Below are 15,328 nucleotides of genomic sequence, written 5' to 3' on the forward strand. Positions count from 1 at the left end.
CATCCTCTCACCCGGGCTCCGCCGCGGCGCCACCGCGACGCGCCCCTGGGGCCTCAGACGGCCTGCACCGAGCCGATCCGTCCCTCCCGGAAGGCCTCGACGAAGAGGGCGTGGTCGGAGCGCACCCGCGCCGCGTAGTCGATGCCGAAGTCCACGAGGTCCCGGACCAGATCCTCCTCGCGGCCCTCGATGACCCGGGCGATCGCCTCCTCCGTCTGGAAGTCGACGACGGTGTGGTCACTGTCGGCGTCCGAGACGCAGTGGATCTTGGCCGTGGCCCGGCCGAGGTCGGCGACGACCATCGCGATGTCGTCGGGCTCGTGCAGGTCGGACCAGGACAGGTCGAGCTCGTAGGGCGAGACCTCGTCGACGACGTAGCCCACACCCCGCACGCTCGTGAACCCCAGGAGCGGGTCGGCGTGGACCTGCAGCGCCCGCTGGCTGACCACGGTGCGTTCACCCTCGTGGGCGAAGAGGTCACGCATGCGCGGCTCGTCGACCACGTCGGCCAGCGCCGGGTGGTTGGCCTGCTTCATCGACAGGACGATGTCGTTCTCGTGGGCCTCGTTGAACCCCTCGATCAGCACGCTGTAGGCGGGCAGACCCGCGCTGCCGATGCCGAACCCGGAGCGGCCCACGACGTCCTTGACGGCGTAGAAGTTCTCCCGCTCCATTCTCTTGGCCTCGGGGATGGTGCCGAGGTAGCCCGCGAAGGCCTCGAGGACCAGCTCGCGCTCGTCCTCCTCGAGGCGGCGCACGCCGGGCCCGTCGAGGAACCGCCGGCCGGCGTCGTGCACCTCGGTCATCGAGTCGAGCATCCCGACGCGGCTGCTGCGGCGGGCCAGCTGCAGGGTGGCGTGGATCGCGCCCTGCGTGTTGCCCAGCCGCAGGGCGAACTCGGAGTCGTCGCTCTTGCCGACGAACTGGTGGACGCGCTCGATGTAGCTGGTCAGGTAGGTGGTGGCCAGGTCACGCACCGCCTGCTCGGGCAGCGCCTTGCGCCACCCCATGACGGCCAGCCCGGCGACGAAGCGGCGCAGGTCCCAGGTGAAGGGGCCGATGTAGGCCTCGTCGAAGTCGTTGACGTCGAAGACCAGCTCGCCGTGCGAGTTGATGTACGTCCCGAAGTTCTCGACGTGCAGGTCACCGTGGATCCACACCCGTCCGGTCCGCTCGTCGGCCCAGGGCTCCTCCGTGCCGGCGAGGTCGCGGTGGAAGAGGCAGGCGGTCCCCCGGTAGAAGGCGAAGGGGTGGTCGGCCATCTTGCGGAACTTCACCCGGAACGCGGCGGGAGAGGCCTCCATGAGGTCGGCGAAGGCCGCCTCGAGGGTGTCGATGACGAGCTGCTGACGCTGCTGATCGGTCATGCCGCGACGCTATGCCCTCCTGCTGGGGATCTGCTGCCTCAGGCGAGGACGGGGACGGTGCCGGAGGACGCCGCCACGATGCGCTCGAGGGACTCGGGCGCGGTGGTGTTCTCCCCCAGGCGGTTGTCCTTGCCGTCACCGTGGAAGTCGCTGCTCCCCGTGACGACGAGCTCGTGGCGCCGGGCGAGCTCGTGCGCGAGCGCGCGACCGGCGTCGTCGTGGTCGCGGTGGTCGGCCTCGATGCCCACGAGCCCGGCCGCGGCGAGCCCGGCGACGTCGTCGGCGTCGAGCGAGCGCTGCCGCTTGGTGGCGAAGGGGTGCGCCACCACGGGCACCCCACCGGCGGCCAGGACCAGCCGCACGGCCTCGGCGGTCTCGACGGCGTAGTGCGGCTCGTAGTAGACCGAGCCGTTGTGCAGCCAACGGGTGAAGACCTCGTTGCGGTCGGCCGCGACCCCGTTGGCGACGAGCGCGTCGGCCAGGTGCGGTCGCCCGAGCGCCGCGCCCGGCTCGACCTGCTCGAGGACGTCCTCCCAGGTGACGCCGAAGCCGTCGTCGGCCATGTGCTCGACGATCCGCCGCAGCCGCGGCACGCGGTCCTCGCGCATCCGGCGCATCTCCTCGGACAAGGGCTCGTCGGCCGGGTCGAAGAGGTACGCGAGCAGGTGCACGGACTTGCCCCGGTGCCGGGTCGAGAGCTCGGCCCCGCGCACCAGCGCGACCCCGCGGCGAGCGGCGGCTGCAGCCGCCTCGTCCCACCCGGCGGTGGTGTCGTGGTCGGTGATCGCGAGGGTCGTCAGACCCGCCTCTGCGGCCTGCGCGAGCAGGTCGGCGGGCGCGTCGGTGCCGTCGCTTTGGGAGGAGTGCGCGTGGAGGTCGATCACGCCGTCAGCCTATGCCCGGGCACCGACACCCGGTTCGGCTGCGGCGCCGGTCGTAGACTGCTCGCAGGAGGAGCCATGGCGCAGGACGAGCTCATGATCCGGGCGGCCACACCCCGGGACGAAGGGGGCATCGCGCGTCTCCTCGCGGAGCTCTCGCCCACGTCTGCCCGACTGCGTTTCTCCCACGCCGTCGCACCCGACGAGATCGCCGACCTCGCGGTGCTGCGCCCGGGCACCACCTCCCTCGTCGCGCTGCGCGCGGGGGTCGTCGTCGCCGAGGCCCGGTACGAGCGGACGAGCGAGGACGAGCCACCGGAGCTCGCGATGGCCGTGGCCGACAGCCAGCAGGGCCGCGGTCTGGGCACCCGGATGCTCGGCGCGCTGCGGGAACGGGCGGCCGCCGACGGCCTCCTCACGCTCCGGGCCGTCGTGCGCACGGACAACCGCGGGATGCTGCGCCTGCTGCGGACGACGAGCGCGGCGATCGCCGCGCCGGTGGAGCAGGGCGAGGTCGTCTTCGACCTCGCGACCGACGACCTCATGCCCCCGTGGCCGACCGGGCGCGCCGCGCGCAAGGTGCTCATCGAGACCCGCACCCTGTTCGACACCCCCGAGGTCGAGGCGCTGTGGGAGGCGGGCGTGGAGGTGCGCAAGTGCCAGGGCCCGGTCAACGACGCCGGACGCACCTGCCCGGCCCTCGAGCACGGCGAGTGCCGACTGGCCGACACGGCCGACGCCGTGGTCAGCCTGCTGCCGCAGGACGACCCGACCTGCCGGCTCATCGCCGACGACCACGCGACCCACCGCGGCGAGGCGTTCGTGGCGCGTACCCACGCCCAGTGGCGCGAGGCCGCCCCGGGGCTCACCGAGCAGGACTGAGCGGACCGCCCCCTGCGGTCAGTCGAGGCCGGGCCACCGCGGCTTGCGCTTCTCGGCGAAGGCGCGCACTCCCTCGGCCCGGTCGGCGCTGAAGGCGGTGTCGTGCCAGCGGGCGTCCTCGAGGTCGAAGCCCTCGTCGAGGGTGAGGTCGAGCCCGCCGCGCATCGCCGCCTTGGCGTTGCGCACGCCCACCGGCGAGTGCTCGGCGATCGTGGCGGCCAGGGCGAGCGCCTCAGCGCGCGCGTCGTCGACGCACCGGTCCGCCAGGCCCAGGCGCAGCGCCTCGTGGCCGTCGACCCGGCGTGCGGTGAAGATCAGGTCCGCGGCGCGCGACCAGCCGATGCGACGGGTCAGCAGCTGCGTCCCGCCGCCACCCGGGATGACCCCGACGCCCACCTCGGGCAACGCGAAGCTCGCCCGCGGACCGGCGACGACGAGGTCGCACGCGAGCGCGATCTCGCAGCCGCCGCCGAGGGCGTGACCGTCGACGGCCGCGATCGTCGGCACCGGCAGGTCGAGCAGGGCACGGTAGGCCCGGCGGTTGCCGGGGCGCTGGGCCCGCAGGTCGTCGTCGCTGAACCCGTTGCGCTCCTTCAGGTCCGCGCCGACGCAGAAGGCCTTGGGGTGGCTCGACGTCACGACGACCGCGCGCACCGAGGTGTCGTCGCGCAGCACGGCGCCGGTCGTCGTCAGCGCACCGGCCATCGCGGTGGAGACGGCGTTCATCGCCTCCGGACGGTCGAGGACGACCTCGACGACGCCGGCGTCGTGGCGGACGGTGGTGATGAGCGGTGAGTCGGTCATGGGGTCATCCAATCAGGGGTCACGGGCGGGAGATGAGCGCCGCGATCCCCTGGCCCACCCCGATGCACATCGTCGCGATCGCGTGGTCGAGGTCGTCGTCGGCCAGCGAGATCGCCGCCGAGAGCGCGATCCGCGCGCCGCTCATGCCGAGCGGGTGGCCGAGGGCGATCGCGCCGCCGTGCGGGTTGACCCGCGGGTCGTCATCGGCGATCCCGAGCTCGCGCAGGACCGCCAGGCCCTGCGACGCGAAGGCCTCGTTGAGCTCGATGACACCCACGTCCTCGAGCGCGACACCGGTGCGCGCCAGCAGGCGCTGCACGGCCGGGGCCGGACCGATGCCCATGACCCTCGGCTCGACGCCGATCGCCGTCACCGCGTCGACGCGGGCGAGCGGCGTGAGCCCGTGCTCCTCGACGGCGGCCTCCGAGGCGACGAGGAGGGCGGCGGCGCCGTCGTTGACCCCCGACGAGTTGCCGGCGGTGACGGTGCCGCCCTCGAAGAGGGGGCGCAACCCGCCGAGGGCCTCCAGCGACGTGGAGCGCGGGTGCTCGTCGGTGTCGACGAGGACCGGGTCGGCCTTGCGCCGCGGGACGCTCACCGGCGCGATCTCGCGCGCCAGCCGGCCCGAGGCGATCGCGGCCGCGGCCCGCTCCTGCGAGCGCAGCGCGAAGGCGTCCTGGTCCTCGCGGGAGATCTTGTGGTCGACCGCGACGTTCTCCGCCGTCCGCGGCATCGGGTCGGTGCCGTACATCCGCTCCATGTGCGGGTTGACGAAGCGCCAGCCGATCGTCGTGTCCTCCACCGTCATGCCGCGGGCGAAGGGGGTCTCGGCCTTGGGCAGGACGAAGGGGGCCCGGCTCATGCTCTCGACACCGCCGGCGACGACGAGGTCGGCGTCACCGGCGACGACGGCCCGGGCGGCGTAGCCCACGGCGTCGAGGCCCGAGCCGCACAACCGGTTGATCGTCGTCCCCGGCACGCTGACGGGCAGGCCGGCGAGCAGCGCGGCCATGCGCGCGATGTTGCGGTTGTCCTCGCCCGCCTGGTTGGCGTTGCCGAGGACCACGTCGTCGATACGGGCGGGGTCGAGGCCCACGTGCCGGTCCAGCAGCTCGGCCACGACGTGCGCCGCGAGGTCGTCGGGGCGCACGCCCGACAGCGCACCGCCGTAGCGTCCGATCGGCGTGCGGACCCCGTCGACGAGGTAGGCGTGCCGGATCCGGCTCATGCCTCCCCCGCCAGCCGGGCACGGCCGGCGTCGGTGAGGACGCGGTCGGTGCCCTCGGTGGCGACGAGCTGGGGGTCGGCCTTGTAGAGGTCGGCGCGCACGGCGGGGTCGAGCCCGACCTCGCGGGCGGCCTGGTGCGCCTCGAGCTTGTTGAGCCGACCGCCGTTGTCGGCGAGCCGCTGCAGGAAGGCCCGGACCGGGTCGTCGTCGCCGGACCCCGCGGGGGTCTGCGGGTCGGGCAGCTCGACGAGCGCCTCGAGCTGGGCGATGACGCCGCGCACCGTCTCGCGCCACGACGCGGCGGTCTGGGCGAGGTCGGTCGGCGCGCCGCCGCTGCCCTGCCAGGTGCGCTTGGGGAAACGGCGCACGTACTCGCGCTCGAGCTCGAGCATGCGGGCCGTGTGGTGGGCGAACTGCTCGGCGCTGCCGTGCAGGAAGACCCAGTTGCGGGTCTCGTGGGCTCGGGTGCCCTGGGCCTCGAGCTCCTCGTCGCTCAGCTCGGCGGCAGGGACACCCTGGGTTGCGTCGTTCATGATCGATCCCTTCGTGGTGTGTCGGTCGGGCGGTGCGTCAGTCGAGCCGGCGCAGCTGGTCGCGGTAGCGGGCGGAGTTGGTCAGGTACTCGCCGACCCCGAAGCGCACCCACTCGGTGGCCTCGGCGGGGACGGGTCGGGTCCGGGCCGGGACGCCGACGGCCATCGACCCGGCCGGGACGACCGTGTGCTGGGTGACGACGGCACCGGCCCCGATGACCGACCCGTCGCCGACGCTCGCGTGGTTGAGCACCACGGACCCGGAGCCGACGAGGCACCGGTCGCCGACGGTGCAGCCCTCGAGGTGGACGTTGTGCCCGACGACGCAGTCGGCGCCGATGGAGGTGGCCTGCTCCTCGATGCAGTGCACGACGGTGCCGTCCTGCACCGAGGTCCGGTCGCCGACGACGATCCGGCCGAAGTCGGCCCGCAGCACCGCGGTCGGCCACACGGAGGCCTGCTCGCCGAGCGTCACCGCGCCGATGACGACGGCGTCCGGGTGGACGAAGGCGGAGTCGGGGATGTGCGGGGTGAGCTCACCGAGCGCGTAGACCGCCACCTCACTGCACCTCCAGCCCACGGTAGAGACGAACGGCGTTGCCCCCGAGGACCGCAGCGACGTCCGCCTCGGGCACCAGGTCGGCGACGGCGCGGGCGTTGACGTCGGCGCCGGGCACGCCGGGCCAGTCGGTCGCGAAGATCATCTTCTTGGCGAGCCGCTCCAGTCCCGCCGCGGCGTAGTACTGCGGGAGCCGCTTGGGCGGCAGCCCGGACAGCTCGATCCACACGCGGGGGTTGCTCATCGCCATGAAGGCGGCCTGCTCGTACCACCAGCCTCGACCGCCGTGGGCGAGCACGATGTCCAGCTCCGGGAAGTCCCGGGTCACGGCGAGCAGATGGCTCGGGTCCGCGTACTGGTTGGACGACCCGGCGAAGGTCGAGGTGCCGCAGTGGACGACGAGCGGCGCCCCCTCCTCGACGAGGACCTGGTAGGCGGGGTAGAGCATCGGGTCGTCGCAGGTGAAGCCGCCGTGCACGGGGTGCAGCTTCAGGCCCGCCGCACCGTGGCCGAGCTGGCGCCGCACCTCGTCGCCGATCGGGTGGTGCAGGTGCGGGTTGACATTGGCCATCGGCCGGAAGCGCGCCGGGTTGTGCTCGACGACCGGCAGCAGGTCGTCGAAGAGCTGCATCCCGGTGGCCTTGGGGCTGTACTCGCAGAAGAGGATCGCGATGTCGACCCCCTGCTCGGCGAAGAGCTCGTCGACGGCGGCGGGACGGGGTATCCCTTCGCCGTCCCAGGCCCGCTCGAGCACCCCGTCGGGGCCGAACTGGCGAGCCCAGTCGATCCACGACGACGACAGCGTCGAGAGCACGGGCAGGTGGACGTGGGCGTCCACGAGGACGTGACCGTCGAGCACGGCGCGCTCTACAGGTCGGCGACCATCGGGGTGTCGACCCCGATGGCACCGGTCTTGTGCGAGCCACCGGGGGCGCCGAGCGGCTCGTCACGGCCCGGCAGGACCTCGGTGAAGAAGCGTCGGTTGTCCTCGATGTGCTCGGCCATGTCCTCGGGCACCCGACGGTCCTGGCTGATCGCCTCGACCGGGCACACGGGCTCGCAGGCGCCGCAGTCGATGCACTCCTTGGGGTTGATGTAGAGCTTGCGCTCCCCTTCGTAGATGCAGTCGACGGGGCACTCCTCGGTGCACGAGGTGTCCATGACGTCGAGGCAGTGGCCGGCGATGACGTACGGCATGTCGATGTCCTCTCTGCGGTGTGTCAGGCGGGCTGCGGGACCGCGGGCTGGTTGTCGGTCGAGTGACCGGGGAAGAGCTGCGCGTCGGGGTCGATGTGCACGGCCGCGTTGTTGACCGCCGTGGCCACCTCGCCGAAGCCGACGGCGATGAGCCGCACCTTGCCGTCGTAGTCGGTGATGTCACCGGCGGCGAAGACGCCCGCGACGTTGGTGCGCATGGCCGGGTCGACGACGAGGTGCCGGTTGTCGTGCAGCTCGACTCCCCACTCGCGCAGCGGGCCGAGGTTCGCGGTGAACCCGAGGGCCGCGACGAGGCGGGTGCACGGGAGGGACCGGGGCTCCTCCCCCTTCGGCGTGATCGTCACCGACTGGAGCGTCCCGTCGCCGACGGTCTCGGTGACCTGGGCGTTGAGCACGACCTCGACCGGCGCGGCCTGCATCTGCTCGACCGACGCGTGGTGGGCACGGAACTGGTCCCGGCGGTGCACGAGGGTCACGCTACGCGCGATCGGGTGCAGCATGTTGGCCCAGTCGACCGCGGAGTCGCCGCCGCCGACGATGACGACGTCCTGGCCGGCGTACTCCGCCGAGCTCGGCACGAAGTACTCGAGGCCACGGCCGAGGAAGTCCTCGCCCGCGGGCAGCGTGCGCGGCGTGAAGGTGCCGATGCCGCCGGTGACGACGACCGCACCCGCGTCGATGCGGTCCCCGGTGCTCGTCGTGACGACGAGACGCTCGCGGCCGTCCTCGCCCGGCACGTGCTCGAGCTGCTGGGCCTCCTGCCCCAGCAGGTACGTCGGGGCGTACGGCGCGGCCTGCTCGACGAGGTTGGTGATGAGCTGGCGTCCGGACACGGCCGGGAAGCCGGCGATGTCGAAGATCTGCTTCTCCGGGTACATCGCGCTCACCTGCCCACCGACCTGGCTCAGGCTGTCGATGACGGCGGTGCTCAGGCCGCGGACGCCCGCGTAGTAGGCCCCGAAGAGCCCGACGGGTCCCGCGCCCACGATGAGCAGGTCGACGGTCGTGGTGGTCATGAGACGGCCTCCTTGGCCTGCAGCTCCTTGACGAGGGCACGCACCTTGAACCGCTGCATCTTGCCGGTCGCGGTCTTGGGCAGCTCGTCGACGAAGTAGACGTGACGGGGCCGCTTGAAGGGCGCCAGCCCCTCGCGGCACCAGGCGTCGAGGTCCTCCGCGCTCACCGCGGAGCGCGTGACGACCGCGGCGACCGGCTTGACGAGACCGTCGGCGTCCTCCTGGCCGACGACGGCGCACTCGAGCACGGCGTCGTGGGCGAGCAGTCGGTCCTCGACCTCGGTCGGGCTGACCCAGATGCCACCGGCCTTGAGCAGGTCGGTGGCCCGGCCCATGCACGTGTAGTAGCCGTCGGCGTCGCGCACGTAGGTGTCACCCGTGTTGACCCACTCGCCCTGGAAGACGGTGCGCGTGGCCTCCGCCCGGCGCCAGTACCCCAGCGCCGAGGAGGCGCCGCGCACGAAGAGCGTGCCCGGCTCGCCGTCCTCGACGAGCGTGCCGTCGAGGTCACGGATCTCGAGGTCGTAGCCCGGCACGGCCCGGCCGGTCGTGCCCATGCGGATCTCTCCCGGGCGGTTGGACAGGAAGATGTGCAGGCACTCGGTCGAGCCGATCCCGTCGAGGATCTCGAGACCGAAGCGCGCGAGCATCCGCTCCTGAACCCCGGGCGGCAGCGGCTCGCCCGCCGAGGCCCCGAGGCGGACACCGGCGAAGGTGTCGTCGGGGATGTCGCTGACCAGCAGCCCGGCGTAGAAGGTCGGCACCCCGAAGAAGAGCGTCGCCCGGCCCTGCACGACCCGCTCGGCCATGCCGGTCGGGGTGGGGCGCTCGGGGTTGAGGACGGCGGTCGCCCCCACCGAGAGCGGGAAGAACATCGAGTTGCCGATGCCGTAGGCGAAGAACAGCTTGGCCACGGACAGGCAGCGGTCGTCCTCGGTGATGCCCAGGACCTGGGTCCCGTAGGTCTGCGTGACGATGCGGATGTTGTCGTGCCGGTGCATCGCGCCCTTGGGCTTGCCCGTCGTGCCGGACGTGTAGAGCCACAGGGCCCAGGCGTCCGGTCCGGCGGGCACGGGCTCGCGCCCGGCCGCGTCGGCGGCCGCCCCGCGCTCGAGCAGCTGATCGAACGAGAGCTGCTCGACGCCCTGGGCCGCAGCGGCGGCCTCGCCGGGGTCGCCGTCCCAGATGACCTGGCGCAGCTCCGGGCACGCGGCCGCGGCCCGGGCCGCCGGCTCGGCGAAGGTGTCGCTCGCGACGAGGGCGACGGCGCCCGAGTCGCCGATGATCTCGGCCAGCTCGGCGGGGCCGTACATCGTCGAGACCGGGACCGCGACGAATCCGCCGCGGATGGCCCCGAGGATGCCCGTGAAGAGGGCGATGTCGTCGTTGGCGACGAAGACGACCCGGTCGTCCCGGCGCAGGCCGAGGGACCGCAGTCCCGCGGCCACGCGGCCGGTGAGCTCGACGAGCTCGGTGTACGTCACCGTCTGCGAGGGCGTCTCGACGGCCGGGTGGTCACCGCGTTCCACGGCGACCCGGTCGACGAGCCAGGCTGCAGCGTTGAAGCCGGCGTCCGACATGCGCCTCAGACCCTCTCCAGGTTGTACTCGCCCTTTTGGCCGGACCCGTAGCGCCGCAGGGCGCCTTCCGGGCCGGAGGCGTTGGGGCGGATGAAGATCCAGTTCTGCCAGGCGGTGAGCCGACCGAAGATCTTGGTCTCCATCGTCTCGGGGCCGACGAAGCGGTGGTTGGCCTCCATGCCGGTCAGGGCGTCGGGGCTGAGGGCGGCCCGCTCCTCGAGGACGATGCGCAGCTCGTCCTCGAAGTCGATGTCGTCGAGGGCGGTGGTGACGAGCCCGGCGGCGTCGGCGGCGGCGGCGTCGAGGTCGGTGCCCTTGGCGGCGCGCGCGGTCTCGAGGTCCTGCTCGCGACCGAAGAAGCGCGACTCGAGGCGGGTGAGCCCGTTGCCCATCGGGTAGCGGCCGTCGTTGACGTCGGTCAGGCGGATGGTCGCCGGGGTCGCGTCGGGGTCGACGTCCTCGTAGACACCCTCGAGCATGTACTGGCGGTCCGCGGCGAGCGCGAGCTCCAGGAGCGTGCCGACGAAGGCCGAGCCGGGCTCGATGACCGCGATGAGGCTGCGCGAGGTGACGTCGAGACGCTTCAGCGTGCGCTTGAGGTAGTGCACCACCTCGTTGACGAACCAGTGCTCGGACCACTCCTCGAGCTTGGCGTCGTGGGCGAGGACGAGCTCCTGGTCACCGCTCGTGCGCAGGACCCAGGTGCCCAGCTGCAGCTCGTTGGTGCGCAGGTGCAGGATGAGGTCGTCGAGCTCGCGGGCCAGGGCGAGCGGGTAGTAGTCGACCCCCTGCGCCCGGGCGGCCTCGGCGTCCGCCGGCGGCGCCTCGGTCGGTGCGGAGACGGTGATGTCGACCCGTCGGCCGGCGCGGTCCAGGGTCGCGGCGACGTGGCTGTAGGAGATGACGTCGCCGTCGATCGTGCGCTCCAGCTCGGGGAGCTCGACACCCTCGCCCGCCTGCCCACCACGGGTGGACTCGGCGGCCGCGGCGTGGGCCCGCTTGCTGATCTCCTCGTCCCAGGCACCGCGCGGGATCGTCGCGTCGATGAGGCCCCACTCGACGGCGGTGCTGCCGCGGTAGCCCTCGGACTTCGTCGCGAAGAGGTCGGCGCGGTCCTTGCGCACGTGCCGCTTGTCCACGACCCGGGTCAGGCCGCCGGTGCCGGGGAGGACACCCAGGAGCGGGACCTCGGGCAGGGAGACCGTCGAGCTGTTGTCGTCGACGAGGACGATGTCGTCGCAGGCCAGGGCGAGCTCGTAGCCGCCACCGGCCGCGGTGCCGTTGAGGGCCGCGATCCACTTCTGGCCGGAGCTGGCGGTCGCGTCCTCGATGCCGTTGCGGGTCTCGTTGGTGAACTTGCAGAAGTTCACCTTCCAGCTGTGCGGCGAGGCCGCGAGCATCCGGATGTTGGCGCCGGCGCAGAACATCCGCTCCAGGCCACCGGTCATGACGACCGCCTTGACCTCCGGGTGCTCGAAGCGCATCCGCTGGACGACGTCGTAGAGCTCGATGTCGACGCCCAGGTCGTAGCTGTTCATCTTCAGCTCGTAGCCGGGGACGAGGCCGCCCTGCTCGTCGACGGCCAGCTTCACCGTGGCGACGTCGCCGTCGTACTCCACGGTGAAGTGGCGGTAGCGCTCCGGGGAGGTGCGGAACTCGACGACCGGCGGGGCGGACGCGGGCTCCGCGCTCGTCCCGGGGGCCGCGGCCTGGTCGATGGTGGTCTCGCTCACGGTCAAACCTTCCGTCGGTGCCGATCGGACGTCGCGGAAGGAACCACGACGTCGGGGTACGTCCCTATCTTCTACATCGCACCCACGCTACGTCAAGAGCGTGTAGCACTTTTTTCACCCGACGCCGAGCAGCCGCCGCGCCCGCGCCGCGTCCCCGCGGAACTCGTGGGTGGTGCTGTCGTGGACGATGCGGCCCTTCTCCATGACGACGACGCGGTCGGCGACGGAGAAGGCCGCACGCAGGTCCTGCTCGACGACGAGGACCGTGATGCCCTCCTGGGCGAGCTCGGAGACGATGCCCATGACCTGCTGCACGATGGCCGGCGCGAGCCCGTCGGAGGGCTCGTCGAGCAGGAGCACGCGTGGGCCGAGCAGCAGCGCCCGCCCGATCGCGAGCATCTGCTGCTCGCCGCCGGAGAGCTGGTCGCCCCGGTTGCCGCGTCGCTCGCGCAGCCGCGGCATGAGCTCGTAGACGCGCTCGAGCGTCCACTCCCCCGAGTGCTTGCCCTCGGCGATGCGCAGGTTGTTGTGCACCGTGAGCGGCGCGAAGACCCGCCGCCCCTGGGGCACGATCGCCAGCCCGACACCCGCCCTGCGGTGCGTCGGCATCCGGGTGATGTCCTCGTCGCCGACGTGGATGCTGCCGGCGAGGGTCGGGACGAACCCCATGATCGTCGACATGAGGGTCGTCTTGCCCACGCCGTTGCGCCCGAGCAGCGCCACGGTCTCGCCGGCCGCCACGTGCAGGTCGACCCCGGTGAGGACGGTGCTGCCCCCGTAGCCGGACTCGACGCCCGCGATCCTCAGGTCTGCTCCGGTGCCGCTCATCGGGCCGCCTCCTCGGTGGTGGGTGCCTCGTGGAAGAGCTCCTCGAGGGAGTCCTCCCCCAGGTAGGCCTGCTGGACGGTGGGGTCCTCGCGCACCTCGTCCGCGGGGCCGTCGGCGATGAGTGCGCCGAGGTGCAGCACGCTCACCCGGTCGGCGAGCCGGAAGACGAGCTCGAGGTCGTGCTCGATGATGACGACCGTCAGGTCTTCGGGCAGCGAGTGGACCAGCTCGGCGAAGCGCTGGCTCTCCGCGGGCGACATGCCGGCGGCCGGCTCGTCGAGCAGGAGCAGCTGCGGCCGCGTGGCCAGGGCCACCGCGACCTCGAGCTGGCGTCGCTCGCCGTGGCTGAGGTTGCCGGTCATGATGTGCGACCGGTCGGCGAGCCCGACGTCGGCGACGCACTGCTCGGCGAGGTCGTCGATCTCGCTGTTGCGTCGGTGGGACGAGGTCAGCCACGACATCCCCTTGCCGGCGACCCGCTGGGCCGCGAGGGCGACGTTGTCGAGCGGGTTCATCGACAGGAAGAGCGAGCTGTGCTGGAAGGTCTTGCCCAGCCCGCGGCGCGCCCGCCAGGCCGCGGAGCGGCGGGTGACGTCCTCCCCGGCGAGGAGGACCTGGCCGGAGGTGACGGGCAGCCCGCCGGCCACGAGGTTGAAGAGGGTCGACTTGCCGGCTCCGTTGGGGCCGATGAGGGCGTGGCGTCCCCCCTTCGCCACGTCGAGGCTCACGTCGTCGACGGCGACGAGCGCGCCGTACTTCTTCGTGACGCCGCGCAGGGAGAGGGCCGGGACAACGGTGGTCGGCACGGTCATGCCTTCTTCTCCTGGAATCGTCGGACGAGCAGCCGGCGCCAGCTGGTGCCGGCGAAACCGTGCGGCAGGAGGTAGACGACGGCGATGAAGACGAGACCGAGCAGCAGCGGTCCGCGACCCCCGAGGGAGGCGCCGATGTCGTCGCGCACGATCGTCACCAGGGCCGCGCCGAGCACGGCGCCCCAGAGGCGGCCGCGGCCGCCGACGACGACCGCGAGCAGCGCCATGGCCGAGACCTCGAAGGCGAGGTCCTCCGGGGAGACGAAGCGGTTCTGCGCGACCCACAGGGACCCGGCCGCGCCCGCGACCGCCCCGGCGATGCCGTAGACGACGAGCTTGAGCCGGAAGGTGGAGTAGCCGAGCGAGCCCATCCGCTCCTCGTTGTCCCGCAGGCCGCGAAGGGAGCGACCCAGGGTCGAGCGCGACGTCCACCAGACGACGGCGAAGCCGACGAGGAAGACGAGCAGCACCCACCAGTACCGGACGCCGGCGAGCGTCACCGGCTCACCGCCGGGGGCGAGGGTGATCGACGGGATCCCGTAGAGCCCGTTGGTCCCGCCGGTCAGGCCGCTCCAGCGCTGCGCGAGGACGTGCACGAGCTCGGCGATCGCGAGGGTGAGCATGAGGAAGTAGGTGCCCTTGGTGCGCACCATGAGCACCCCGGTGACGAGGGCGAAGACGCCTCCGGTCACCACGGCCGCGAGCAGCGCCACGGGGGCGAAGGCATCGATGTCACGGGCCACGAGCGCGGCCGTGTAGGCACCGACGCCGAAGGGGGCCGCGTGCCCGAGCGAGGGCATGCCGGAGACCCCGACGAGCAGGTCCAGGCTCACGGCAAGAAGAGCCAGCGCGAGCACCCTGCTCAGCGTGTTGGCCGTGTCGGCCGGGAAGATCAGCGGGACGGCCGCGAGGAGCAGGACGACGATGACCGCGAGGAGCGCGGGGAGCTTGTCCCTCATGCCGCCGCCTCCTTGGTGCCGAGCAGGCCCTGGGGTCGCAGGAGCAGGACCAGGCCCATCGCGCCGAAGACGAGGAAGGACGCGTGGTCCGGCAGGAGCGAGACGCCGAGGGTCTCGATCTGGCCGATGACGAGGGCCCCGACGAGGGCCCCGCTCACGGAGCCGAGGCCACCGATGACGACGACCACGAGACCGAGCAGCAGGATCCGGTTGTCCAGGCCCGGGTAGGCCGAGAGGATCGGCCCGCCGATGACGCCGCCGGCCGCGGCCAGTGCCGCACCGACGGCGAAGACGCCGGTCACGAGGCGCTTGGTGTCGACCCCCAGGGCGGAGACCATCTGGGGGTCGACGACCGAGGCCCGCACGAGCGAGCCGACGCGGGTGCGCTCGATGACGTAGAGCGCCGCCACTGCCAGGAGGGCGCCGACGACGATGACGACCAACCGGTAGAGCGGGTAGGACTGCCCGAAGATCGTCACGCTCCCGTCCAGGCCCTGCGGCGCCGGGATGGAGCGCACGTCGTTGCCGAACCGCATCGAGACGAGGTCGGAGACGACGAGCGCGATGCCCAGCGTGAGCAGGGCCTGGTCCAGGTGGCCGCGGTGGGCCACCGGTCGGACCATCGCCGACAGCCCCCACCCGCCGATGCCGCCGATGAGTGCCGCGAGCAGCACGGCGCCGCCGAAGGCGACCAGCGTCATGGTCGATCCCCCGCCGATCAGCGCGACGGCGACGTAGGCGCCGACGAGGTAGATCGCTCCGTGGGCGAGGTTGAGCACGTCCATGACGCCGAAGACGAGCGAGAGCCCGAGGGCGATGACGAAGAGCAGGACGCCGGTGGCGAGCCCGTCGATCATCGTCACCCCGTTGTCGGTGATGAAGTTGGCCGTCAGTGCGGTCACGTGGATCTCCCAGCAGTGGGTGGGGC

General features: G+C 72.4%; 16 protein-coding genes. 1 reads left to right on the plus strand and 15 read right to left on the minus strand.

Annotated elements, in window-relative coordinates; all coding sequences use genetic code 11:
- Positions 1 to 53: 53 nt before the first annotated feature.
- Positions 54 to 1,367 (minus strand): DUF2252 domain-containing protein, encoded by a 1,314-nt coding sequence (locus tag JT1_RS09795; RefSeq protein ID WP_068325647.1) that lies wholly within the window; start codon positions 1,365 to 1,367, stop codon positions 54 to 56.
- A 38-nt stretch (positions 1,368 to 1,405) separates the two neighbouring features.
- A complete protein-coding gene (locus JT1_RS09800) occupies positions 1,406 to 2,251 on the minus strand; it encodes a PHP domain-containing protein (RefSeq protein ID WP_068325650.1) in 846 nt (281 codons plus the stop codon).
- A 75-nt stretch (positions 2,252 to 2,326) separates the two neighbouring features.
- Between JT1_RS09800 and JT1_RS09805 the strand changes: the two genes are divergently transcribed.
- Positions 2,327 to 3,130, plus strand: a complete 804-nt coding sequence (locus JT1_RS09805) for a GNAT family N-acetyltransferase (protein WP_068325651.1) — start codon at positions 2,327 to 2,329, stop codon at positions 3,128 to 3,130.
- An 18-nt stretch (positions 3,131 to 3,148) separates the two neighbouring features.
- Here JT1_RS09805 and JT1_RS09810 read toward each other — a convergent pair whose 3' ends face one another.
- The 13 genes from JT1_RS09810 to JT1_RS09870 all read right to left on the minus strand — a co-directional run bounded on the left by JT1_RS09810 (position 3,149) and on the right by JT1_RS09870 (position 15,302).
- A complete protein-coding gene (locus JT1_RS09810) occupies positions 3,149 to 3,934 on the minus strand; it encodes an enoyl-CoA hydratase/isomerase family protein (protein ID WP_068325652.1) in 786 nt (261 codons plus the stop codon).
- 19 nt (positions 3,935 to 3,953) lie between these two features.
- On the minus strand, positions 3,954 to 5,162 hold the full coding sequence (pcaF, locus tag JT1_RS09815) for a 3-oxoadipyl-CoA thiolase (RefSeq protein ID WP_068325653.1): 1,209 nt from the start codon (positions 5,160 to 5,162) through the stop codon (positions 3,954 to 3,956).
- The gene (locus JT1_RS18390) at positions 5,159 to 5,695 is read right to left on the minus strand and encodes a DUF6158 family protein (protein ID WP_068325654.1); all 537 of its coding nucleotides are present in this window, start codon (positions 5,693 to 5,695) and stop codon (positions 5,159 to 5,161) included. The genes pcaF and JT1_RS18390 overlap by 4 nt, the downstream gene beginning before the upstream one ends.
- Before the next feature lie 37 nt (positions 5,696 to 5,732).
- The gene (locus tag JT1_RS09825; RefSeq protein WP_068325655.1) at positions 5,733 to 6,254 is read right to left on the minus strand and encodes a gamma carbonic anhydrase family protein; all 522 of its coding nucleotides are present in this window, start codon (positions 6,252 to 6,254) and stop codon (positions 5,733 to 5,735) included.
- A gap of 1 nt (position 6,255) precedes the next feature.
- Positions 6,256 to 7,113 carry an amidohydrolase family protein gene (locus JT1_RS09830; protein ID WP_068325658.1) on the minus strand — a complete coding sequence of 286 codons (858 nt, stop codon included), beginning with the start codon at positions 7,111 to 7,113 and terminating at the stop codon, positions 6,256 to 6,258.
- 8 nt (positions 7,114 to 7,121) lie between these two features.
- Entirely contained in the window at positions 7,122 to 7,451 is a 330-nt protein-coding gene (gene fdxA / locus JT1_RS09835) for a ferredoxin (RefSeq protein ID WP_068325660.1), read from the minus strand.
- Positions 7,452 to 7,474: 23 nt separating this feature from the next.
- Positions 7,475 to 8,488: an NAD(P)/FAD-dependent oxidoreductase gene (locus tag JT1_RS09840; protein WP_068325662.1), complete on the minus strand. Its 1,014-nt coding sequence runs from the start codon at positions 8,486 to 8,488 to the stop codon at positions 7,475 to 7,477.
- Positions 8,485 to 10,068: a benzoate-CoA ligase family protein gene (locus tag JT1_RS09845; RefSeq protein WP_068325664.1), complete on the minus strand. Its 1,584-nt coding sequence runs from the start codon at positions 10,066 to 10,068 to the stop codon at positions 8,485 to 8,487. Before JT1_RS09845 ends, JT1_RS09840 begins: the two co-directional genes overlap by 4 nt.
- Before the next feature lie 5 nt (positions 10,069 to 10,073).
- Positions 10,074 to 11,801: a 2,3-epoxybenzoyl-CoA dihydrolase gene (gene boxC, locus JT1_RS09850; RefSeq protein WP_082807604.1), complete on the minus strand. Its 1,728-nt coding sequence runs from the start codon at positions 11,799 to 11,801 to the stop codon at positions 10,074 to 10,076.
- A gap of 114 nt (positions 11,802 to 11,915) precedes the next feature.
- A complete protein-coding gene (locus JT1_RS18690) occupies positions 11,916 to 12,629 on the minus strand; it encodes an ABC transporter ATP-binding protein (RefSeq protein ID WP_068325665.1) in 714 nt (237 codons plus the stop codon).
- Entirely contained in the window at positions 12,626 to 13,441 is an 816-nt protein-coding gene (locus JT1_RS18695; protein ID WP_068325668.1) for an ABC transporter ATP-binding protein, read from the minus strand. The genes JT1_RS18690 and JT1_RS18695 overlap by 4 nt, the downstream gene beginning before the upstream one ends.
- The gene (locus JT1_RS09865) at positions 13,438 to 14,400 is read right to left on the minus strand and encodes a branched-chain amino acid ABC transporter permease (RefSeq protein WP_068325670.1); all 963 of its coding nucleotides are present in this window, start codon (positions 14,398 to 14,400) and stop codon (positions 13,438 to 13,440) included. The genes JT1_RS18695 and JT1_RS09865 overlap by 4 nt, the downstream gene beginning before the upstream one ends.
- Positions 14,397 to 15,302, minus strand: a complete 906-nt coding sequence (locus JT1_RS09870) for a branched-chain amino acid ABC transporter permease (protein ID WP_068325672.1) — start codon at positions 15,300 to 15,302, stop codon at positions 14,397 to 14,399. Before JT1_RS09870 ends, JT1_RS09865 begins: the two co-directional genes overlap by 4 nt.
- Positions 15,303 to 15,328 lie beyond the last annotated feature (26 nt).

This window comes from Janibacter terrae NBRC 107853 (genome assembly GCF_001591405.1).
GTDB classification, from domain to species: Bacteria; Actinomycetota; Actinomycetes; order Actinomycetales; family Dermatophilaceae; genus Janibacter; species Janibacter terrae.

Coding starts and splice junctions, on each gene's coding strand:
- JT1_RS09795 (WP_068325647.1), bottom strand. CDS start 1,367: ATGACCGATCAGCAGCGTCAGCAGCTCGTCATCGACACCCTCGAGGCG.
- JT1_RS09805 (WP_068325651.1), top strand. CDS start 2,327: ATGGCGCAGGACGAGCTCATGATCCGGGCGGCCACACCCCGGGACGAA.
- JT1_RS09810 (WP_068325652.1), bottom strand. CDS start 3,934: ATGACCGACTCACCGCTCATCACCACCGTCCGCCACGACGCCGGCGTC.
- pcaF (WP_068325653.1), bottom strand. CDS start 5,162: ATGAGCCGGATCCGGCACGCCTACCTCGTCGACGGGGTCCGCACGCCG.
- JT1_RS18390 (WP_068325654.1), bottom strand. CDS start 5,695: ATGAACGACGCAACCCAGGGTGTCCCTGCCGCCGAGCTGAGCGACGAG.
- fdxA (WP_068325660.1), bottom strand. CDS start 7,451: ATGCCGTACGTCATCGCCGGCCACTGCCTCGACGTCATGGACACCTCG.
- JT1_RS09840 (WP_068325662.1), bottom strand. CDS start 8,488: ATGACCACCACGACCGTCGACCTGCTCATCGTGGGCGCGGGACCCGTC.
- JT1_RS09845 (WP_068325664.1), bottom strand. CDS start 10,068: ATGTCGGACGCCGGCTTCAACGCTGCAGCCTGGCTCGTCGACCGGGTC.
- JT1_RS18690 (WP_068325665.1), bottom strand. CDS start 12,629: ATGAGCGGCACCGGAGCAGACCTGAGGATCGCGGGCGTCGAGTCCGGC.
- JT1_RS18695 (WP_068325668.1), bottom strand. CDS start 13,441: ATGACCGTGCCGACCACCGTTGTCCCGGCCCTCTCCCTGCGCGGCGTC.
- JT1_RS09865 (WP_068325670.1), bottom strand. CDS start 14,400: ATGAGGGACAAGCTCCCCGCGCTCCTCGCGGTCATCGTCGTCCTGCTC.